The sequence below is a fragment of the Endozoicomonas sp. ONNA2 genome, from assembly GCF_024606365.1.
Taxonomy (GTDB): domain Bacteria; phylum Pseudomonadota; class Gammaproteobacteria; order Pseudomonadales; family Endozoicomonadaceae; genus Endozoicomonas.
In genome coordinates this window covers 1-1352 of the sequence record NZ_JAHHPO010000188.1, presented here as the reverse complement: position 1 = coordinate 1352, position 1352 = coordinate 1, and the positions used below count along the sequence as shown (strand labels likewise).

The window sequence follows — 1352 nt, the reverse complement described above, 5'->3', positions numbered from 1 at the left end:
CTTCGTTGTACCACTGCGCAAAGCCATGCACCCAGTTTCGGGCAGCCTCAATATCTGCAAATGGCTTGGATGGGTAACCGGGCCGGTATTTCAGGGTTCTGAAGATGGCTTCAGCAAACGGGTTATCATCACTTACCCTTGGTCGGCTGAATGAGCTGACCACGCCCAGCCGTTGCAGGGTCGACAGCATGGTGCCGCCTTTCATGGCACTGCCATTGTCTGAATGCAGGACCAGCGGTCTCTCCATAGCGGCTATGCCGTGGCGGATACAGGCCTTGGTAATCATTTGTGAGGCATGCTCGGCAGACTCATTCTCATGGATTTCCCAAGCCACAATCATACGGCTGTATATGTCTATCACCAGATACAGATAGTAAAACTGCCCACGCACTGGTGAGCGCAAAAATGTGATATCCCAAGACCAGACCTGGTTCGGCCCAGTTGCACAATACGACGTTGGCTTCCGGTTGCCAGCCTTGGCTGCACGCCCACGGTGGTGTTGCTGGCCTCTTTCATGCAACACCCGGTAGAATGTCCTTTCGGACCCAAGATACTCACCTTCATCCGCTAAAACAGGGACGATCTGACTGGGTGGAAGGCTTTTAAAGCGATCACTGTTACAGACGTCAACAATCGTCTGGCGTTCCTCTTCAGAAAGCTTGTTTCCGGGAGCTTCCCTGTTGGCATTGTTGCGGTTATCTGCTTGCACAGCATCCTCCCGTGTCCAGCGTTGTACGGTTCTTTCTGAAAGGCCAAGGGCTTCGCAGGCTTTCGACTGGCGGGCACCATCTTTCACGGCCTGTTTGATCAGGTTGACTGCGTTTTGGCGATCCGAGAGAGAGATCAATCGACCTCTGGTTCCCCCCAGATCTCTCGGGCCTTTTTTGTGAGTACCAGCAAGGCAGCTGTTTCTGCTAACGCCTTGTCCTTAAGCTTGAGTTCACGCTCAAGCTTCTTGATAGTTTGCTTGTCTTTTCGCTGCTCAACTGTCAGGCCCTTACGCTGCTCTGATGGACTGGCAGGCCTAGCCACCACGCCACTGATAAAGGCTGCTTTCCACTGCTGAATTTGTTCAGCAAAAAGGCCTTTCTTACGACAGTATTCAGCCATTTCGGCTTCGTTCAATGCCGCCGTTTCAATAATGACGGCCAACTGGTTTTCAGGTGTCCACTGATCTGGATTTTTTCCGTTGCCTGGCACAGGTATTCCTTGAGATAAAGCTTTCTTTCGCCAAGTGTACAGTGTCGCATCAGAGATACCAGTATCACGTACCAGCTGAGACACCGGCACATTGTTGGGTGGCATCATCTTCTGAATGATGGACTCTTTGAACTCTTCTGAATAGCGGGCCA

General features: G+C 51.8%; 2 protein-coding genes. Both read right to left on the bottom strand.

Translation table 11 applies throughout. The features are described 5' to 3' along the window. The coding region (locus KDK14_RS03365) for an IS3 family transposase (RefSeq protein ID WP_257263607.1) at positions 1–847 on the bottom strand (847 nt) is incomplete at its 3' end. Beyond that, positions 844–1352: transposase (locus tag KDK14_RS03360; protein WP_257263606.1), on the bottom strand; the 509-nt coding region annotated here is incomplete at its 5' end. The genes KDK14_RS03365 and KDK14_RS03360, both read right to left, overlap by 4 nt.